The sequence below is a fragment of the Pseudomonas sp. Marseille-Q5115 genome (assembly GCF_916618905.1).
In the GTDB taxonomy this organism is placed as follows: Bacteria; Pseudomonadota; Gammaproteobacteria; order Pseudomonadales; family Pseudomonadaceae; genus Aquipseudomonas; species Aquipseudomonas japonica_A.
In genome coordinates this window covers 2,731,452-2,737,500 of record NZ_CAKAKI010000001.1, presented here as the reverse complement: position 1 = coordinate 2,737,500, position 6,049 = coordinate 2,731,452, and the positions used below count along the sequence as shown (strand labels likewise).

Below are 6,049 nucleotides of genomic sequence, written 5' to 3'. Positions count from 1 at the left end.
CTTGGCAGTCAGAGGCGATGAAAGACGTGGTAGCCTGCGATAAGCTTCGGGGAGTCGGCAAACAGACTTTGATCCGGAGATCTCTGAATGGGGGAACCCACTCAGCACAAGCTGAGTATCTTGTACTGAATCCATAGGTGCAAGAGGCGAACCAGGGGAACTGAAACATCTAAGTACCCTGAGGAAAAGAAATCAACCGAGATTCCCTTAGTAGTGGCGAGCGAACGGGGACCAGCCCTTAAGTTGATTTGAGATTAGCGGAACGCTCTGGAAAGTGCGGCCATAGTGGGTGATAGCCCTGTACGCGAAAATCTCTTGTCAATGAAATCGAGTAGGACGGAGCACGAGAAACTTTGTCTGAACATGGGGGGACCATCCTCCAAGGCTAAATACTACTGACTGACCGATAGTGAACCAGTACCGTGAGGGAAAGGCGAAAAGAACCCCGGAGAGGGGAGTGAAATAGATCCTGAAACCGTATGCGTACAAGCAGTGGGAGCAGACTTGTTCTGTGACTGCGTACCTTTTGTATAATGGGTCAGCGACTTATATTCAGTGGCGAGCTTAACCGAATAGGGGAGGCGTAGCGAAAGCGAGTCTTAATAGGGCGTTTAGTCGCTGGGTATAGACCCGAAACCGGGCGATCTATCCATGGGCAGGTTGAAGGTTAGGTAACACTGACTGGAGGACCGAACCGACTACCGTTGAAAAGTTAGCGGATGACCTGTGGATCGGAGTGAAAGGCTAATCAAGCTCGGAGATAGCTGGTTCTCCTCGAAAGCTATTTAGGTAGCGCCTCATGTATCACTGTAGGGGGTAGAGCACTGTTTCGGCTAGGGGGTCATCCCGACTTACCAAACCGATGCAAACTCCGAATACCTACAAGTGCCGAGCATGGGAGACACACGGCGGGTGCTAACGTCCGTCGTGAAAAGGGAAACAACCCAGACCGTCAGCTAAGGTCCCAAAGTTATGGTTAAGTGGGAAACGATGTGGGAAGGCTTAGACAGCTAGGAGGTTGGCTTAGAAGCAGCCACCCTTTAAAGAAAGCGTAATAGCTCACTAGTCGAGTCGGCCTGCGCGGAAGATGTAACGGGGCTCAAACCATACACCGAAGCTACGGGTGTCACGCAAGTGACGCGGTAGAGGAGCGTTCTGTAAGCCTGTGAAGGTCAGTTGAGAAGCTGGCTGGAGGTATCAGAAGTGCGAATGCTGACATGAGTAACGACAATGCGAGTGAAAAACTCGCACGCCGAAAAACCAAGGTTTCCTGCGCAACGTTAATCGACGCAGGGTTAGTCGGTCCCTAAGGCGAGGCTGAAAAGCGTAGTCGATGGAAAACAGGTTAATATTCCTGTACTTCTGGTTACTGCGATGGAGGGACGGAGAAGGCTAGGCCAGCCTGGCGTTGGTTGTCCAGGTTTAAGGTGGTAGGCTGGGATCTTAGGTAAATCCGGGATCCCCAGGCCGAGAGCTGATGACGAGTGCCTTCGGGCATGAAGTGGTCGATGCCATGCTTCCAGGAAAAGCTTCTAAGCTTCAGGTAACCAGGAACCGTACCCCAAACCGACACAGGTGGTTGGGTAGAGAATACCAAGGCGCTTGAGAGAACTCGGGTGAAGGAACTAGGCAAAATGGCACCGTAACTTCGGGAGAAGGTGCGCCGGCGAAGGTGAAGGGCTTGCCCCGTAAGCTTTTGCCGGTCGAAGATACCAGGCCGCTGCGACTGTTTATTAAAAACACAGCACTCTGCAAACACGAAAGTGGACGTATAGGGTGTGACGCCTGCCCGGTGCCGGAAGGTTAATTGATGGGGTTAGCGCAAGCGAAGCTCTTGATCGAAGCCCCGGTAAACGGCGGCCGTAACTATAACGGTCCTAAGGTAGCGAAATTCCTTGTCGGGTAAGTTCCGACCTGCACGAATGGCGTAACGATGGCGGCGCTGTCTCCACCCGAGACTCAGTGAAATTGAAATCGCTGTGAAGATGCAGTGTATCCGCGGCTAGACGGAAAGACCCCGTGAACCTTTACTATAGCTTTGCACTGGACTTTGAGCTTGCTTGTGTAGGATAGGTGGGAGGCTATGAAGCGTGGACGCCAGTCTGCGTGGAGCCATCCTTGAAATACCACCCTGGCAACCTTGAGGTTCTAACTCAGGTCCGTTATCCGGATCGAGGACAGTGTATGGTGGGTAGTTTGACTGGGGCGGTCTCCTCCCAAAGAGTAACGGAGGAGTACGAAGGTGCGCTCAGACCGGTCGGAAATCGGTCGTAGAGTATAAAGGCAAAAGCGCGCTTGACTGCGAGACAGACACGTCGAGCAGGTACGAAAGTAGGTCTTAGTGATCCGGTGGTTCTGTATGGAAGGGCCATCGCTCAACGGATAAAAGGTACTCCGGGGATAACAGGCTGATACCGCCCAAGAGTTCATATCGACGGCGGTGTTTGGCACCTCGATGTCGGCTCATCACATCCTGGGGCTGAAGCCGGTCCCAAGGGTATGGCTGTTCGCCATTTAAAGTGGTACGCGAGCTGGGTTTAGAACGTCGTGAGACAGTTCGGTCCCTATCTGCCGTGGACGTTTGAGATTTGAGAGGGGCTGCTCCTAGTACGAGAGGACCGGAGTGGACGAACCTCTGGTGTTCCGGTTGTCACGCCAGTGGCATTGCCGGGTAGCTATGTTCGGAAGAGATAACCGCTGAAAGCATCTAAGCGGGAAACTTGCCTCAAGATGAGATCTCACTGGAGCCTTGAGCTCCCTGAAGGGCCGTCGAAGACTACGACGTTGATAGGTGGGGTGTGTAAGCGCTGTGAGGCGTTGAGCTAACCCATACTAATTGCCCGTGAGGCTTGACCATATAACACCCAAGCAATCTGTGCAGCACAGAGCGCGGCGGTGAAGACACACCGAAAATTGGCGACATCACAAACATCACATACCCAGATTCGCGACCGCGTGCAAACGGGGCCGCTACCGAATTTCTTGACGACCATAGAGCATTGGAACCACCTGATCCCATCCCGAACTCAGCAGTGAAACGATGCATCGCCGATGGTAGTGTGGGGTTTCCCCATGTGAGAGTAGGTCATCGTCAAGATTCAAACCCAGAACCCCTGATCGCCCTGCGATCGGGGGTTTTGTCTTTTTCAGGCTACGCGCAGGCAGAAAAAAACCGCGACAGCTGCCGCGGTTTCATAACGGCGGGATCAATCGCCGGTGTATTCGCAACCACTCGTGCAAGTCTCGTGGATGCGGACCTTGCTGAGCTCTGGGAGCAGCGGTTTCAGTGCCTGCCAGATCCATACCGCCAGGTTTTCGCTGGTTGGATTTTCAAGGCCCGGAATATCATTCAGATAATTGTGATCAAGCTGCTCGTAGATCGGCTTGAACACTGCCTTGATCTCGGAGAAGTCCCGGATCCACCCGGTATGAGCATCAACCGCCCCTGTCAGGTGAATGCCTACCTTGAACGAATGGCCGTGCAGCCGCCCGCACTTATGCCCGTCGGGGACATTTGGCAACTTGTGCGCCGACTCAAACGTGAATTCCTTGAAAATTTCCACGCAACGGTACCCATAACAAATCCAAAGCGCGATTCTACCACCCGACGCTTGGGGAGTCCGCTTCAGCTTCGTTTAAGGGCCGGGGGTTAACCTTGATGCTTTCAACGATCCAGTGCGCGGAGGCATCTCGAATCCGTTGCCTGAACCTCTCGAGGAAATCCCATGTCTGTCGTGCGCGCGATCTGCCTGCTGGTCCTGCTGCCAGTGACCGCTGTCACGGCACATGATCTTGGCCAGGACGAAGCCCTGCGCCTGCGCCAGCAAGGCGTGATCATGCCGTTGGACACCCTCACGGCTGACGCTGTCAGCCGCCATCCGGGTTCAGCTTTGCTCGAAGTGGAGCTGGAAGAGGACAAGGGCCGATATACCTATGAAATCGAGGTTGTGCTGCCGGACGGTCTGGTTCGCGAACTTGAATATGATGCAACGAGCGGCACGCTGCTCGTAGACAAGGATGATGACTGAATGCGGGTACTGTTAGTCGAAGACTCCGTTCCCTTGGCCGACGAATTGCTTGCGCTGTTAGGTAGCAAGGGCTACGCGGTGGACTGGCTGGCCGATGGCAGGGACGCGCTGGTGCAAGGGCAGATAGAGCCCTACGATTGTGCGGTGTTGGATCTTGGGCTGCCAGGTATGCCCGGGCTTGAGGTGTTGGCCCGGTGGCGCCAGGAAGGCGTTGCGCTACCCGTGCTGGTGCTGACGGCACGCGGTTCCTGGGCCGAGCGTATCGAAGGCTTGAAGGCGGGCGCCGACGATTACCTCAGCAAGCCCTTTCATCCCGAGGAGCTGCTACTTCGCATCCAGTCGCTGTTACGACGTTCCAAGGGCCTGCCGAACCAGCCTCGGTTGGAGGCGGGTGGATTGGTGCTGGACGAAGCCACGCAAAGCGTGACCATTGGTTCGAACACGATCAGCCTTACCGCAGCGGAATTTCGCCTTTTGCGGTACTTCATGCTGCATCCCGGGAGGATTCTTTCCAAAGCTCACCTGGCCGAGCACCTTTATGACGGTGAGAACGAGCGGGGTTCTAATGTGCTTGAAGTACATGTAAACCACTTGCGCGGCAAACTGGGCAAGGCGGTGATCGAAACCCGCCGCGGGCAGGGCTATCGGTTGGGTGGGTGTAGCGAATGAGGTCGCTGCAAGCCCGGCTGAGCGTTGGCCTGCTGGGGGTATTGCTGGTAGGAGGGCTGATCTTCGCCCAGGCAGGTTTGTGGCTTTTTGAAAAAGGTATTGAGAAATACCTCGAAGACAATCTGCGAAGCCAAAGCGAGAACCTTCTGCTGGGCCTGGCGCGCGTGCCTGAAGGTGTCGATCTGATCGAAGAGCGTGTACTGCCCGCCTACCAGCGCGCCTTCTCCGGCTATTACTTTCAAATCACGTTACCTGATACCCAGCTTCGCTCCCGCTCCCTATGGGATGCGCAATTGCCCCAACTCACTGCGCCGGGGCTAAGCCGGGCGACCGGGCCGGAGGGCCAGCAACTGATCCTCCTTCGCGCGGACTACCGGCGGCTGGGCATGGCGCTGTCTATCACGGTCGCCCAGGACTACAGCCCCATTCGTGACAGCTTCGCGCGGTTGCGCCACTGGGGCTTGGCATTTGGTGTGGTGTTGCTATTACTGGTGCTTGGCTTGCAACGCCTGATCGTCACTCGGGCTCTGCGGCCATTGGAGGCGGCACGGGCACAGCTTGCACAGTTGCAGCAGGGCCAGCGTAGCCAGTTGCAAGTGAATGTACCGCTGGAGCTGGAGCCCCTCGTTACACAGATCAACCATTTGCACGCCCATACCGAAGACAGCCTAAAAAAAGCCCGTACCGCCCTGGGCAACCTGGGCCATGCGCTCAAGACGCCGCTTGCGGTGCTCTTGAGCCAAGCCAATGGCCCACGCCTGGACCGCGACCCGTCCCTTCGCCGCGCACTGCTTGAACAGCTTGAGCATCTACAAACCCGGCTGGACAAGGAACTGACCCGGGCCCGCCTGGCCGGCGACGCACTTCCAGGTACGCCACTGGACTGCGCCGTCGAGCTTCCAGGCTTGTTCGCTACCTTGCGCGCTATCCACGGCGAGCACCTGCAACTCGAGTGGCACTTACCGCCGGGCCTCATATTGCCTTGGGATCGGGAAGATCTCCTCGAACTGCTGGGTAACCTGTTGGATAACGCCTGCAAGTGGGCAGACAGCCAAGTGTTGCTGACAGTGACGAGCGATGCTCAAGGTTATCGCCTGTGCGTCGACGATGACGGCCCCGGCATACCTGAAGACGCTCGCGAGCAAGTACTGGGCCGCGGGGAGCGGCTGGATGAGCGCACCGAGGGCCATGGCCTGGGCCTGGGCATCGTGAAGGATATCGTCGAGGCCTGTCACGGCCGGCTCTGCCTCTCCGAGAGTCACATGGGCGGATTGCGCGCGAGCGTTTGTCTGCCCCGCCGTGGGGCAAGCTCAACTTTCCAAGAGCAGGGCCGATAAGCCGAGTATTCGTTT

General features: G+C 56.3%; 4 protein-coding genes and 2 rRNA genes (1 of these 6 running past the window's edge). 5 read left to right on the top strand and 1 reads right to left on the bottom strand.

Annotation, left to right across the window (positions count from 1 at the left end; all coding sequences use genetic code 11):
* A 23S ribosomal RNA gene (locus LG385_RS12675) occupies window positions 1–2,857 on the top strand (it extends 31 nt beyond the left edge of the window).
* 124 nt (window positions 2,858–2,981) lie between these two features.
* Window positions 2,982–3,097, top strand: a 5S ribosomal RNA gene (rrf, locus tag LG385_RS12670).
* 109 nt (window positions 3,098–3,206) lie between these two features.
* Here rrf and queD read toward each other — a convergent pair.
* The gene (gene queD / locus LG385_RS12665) at window positions 3,207–3,563 is read right to left on the bottom strand and encodes a 6-carboxytetrahydropterin synthase QueD (RefSeq protein ID WP_181117770.1); all 357 of its coding nucleotides are present in this window, start codon (window positions 3,561–3,563) and stop codon (window positions 3,207–3,209) included.
* A gap of 162 nt (window positions 3,564–3,725) precedes the next feature.
* On the opposite strand from queD, the gene LG385_RS12660 reads away from it, so the two are divergent.
* From LG385_RS12660 to LG385_RS12650, 3 genes are read left to right on the top strand one after another with little or no spacing between them, the layout of a single operon-like run.
* Window positions 3,726–4,028: a PepSY domain-containing protein gene (locus LG385_RS12660; RefSeq protein ID WP_225774576.1), complete on the top strand. Its 303-nt coding sequence runs from the start codon at window positions 3,726–3,728 to the stop codon at window positions 4,026–4,028.
* Window positions 4,029–4,697: a response regulator transcription factor gene (locus LG385_RS12655; protein WP_225774575.1), complete on the top strand. Its 669-nt coding sequence runs from the start codon at window positions 4,029–4,031 to the stop codon at window positions 4,695–4,697.
* A complete protein-coding gene (locus tag LG385_RS12650; protein WP_225774574.1) occupies window positions 4,694–6,034 on the top strand; it encodes a sensor histidine kinase in 1,341 nt (446 codons plus the stop codon). The genes LG385_RS12655 and LG385_RS12650 overlap by 4 nt, the downstream gene beginning before the upstream one ends.
* Window positions 6,035–6,049: the final 15 nt, after the last annotated feature.

Coding starts and splice junctions, on each gene's coding strand:
- LG385_RS12650 (WP_225774574.1), top strand. CDS start 4,694: ATGAGGTCGCTGCAAGCCCGGCTGAGCGTTGGCCTGCTGGGGGTATTG.
- LG385_RS12660 (WP_225774576.1), top strand. CDS start 3,726: ATGTCTGTCGTGCGCGCGATCTGCCTGCTGGTCCTGCTGCCAGTGACC.
- LG385_RS12655 (WP_225774575.1), top strand. CDS start 4,029: ATGCGGGTACTGTTAGTCGAAGACTCCGTTCCCTTGGCCGACGAATTG.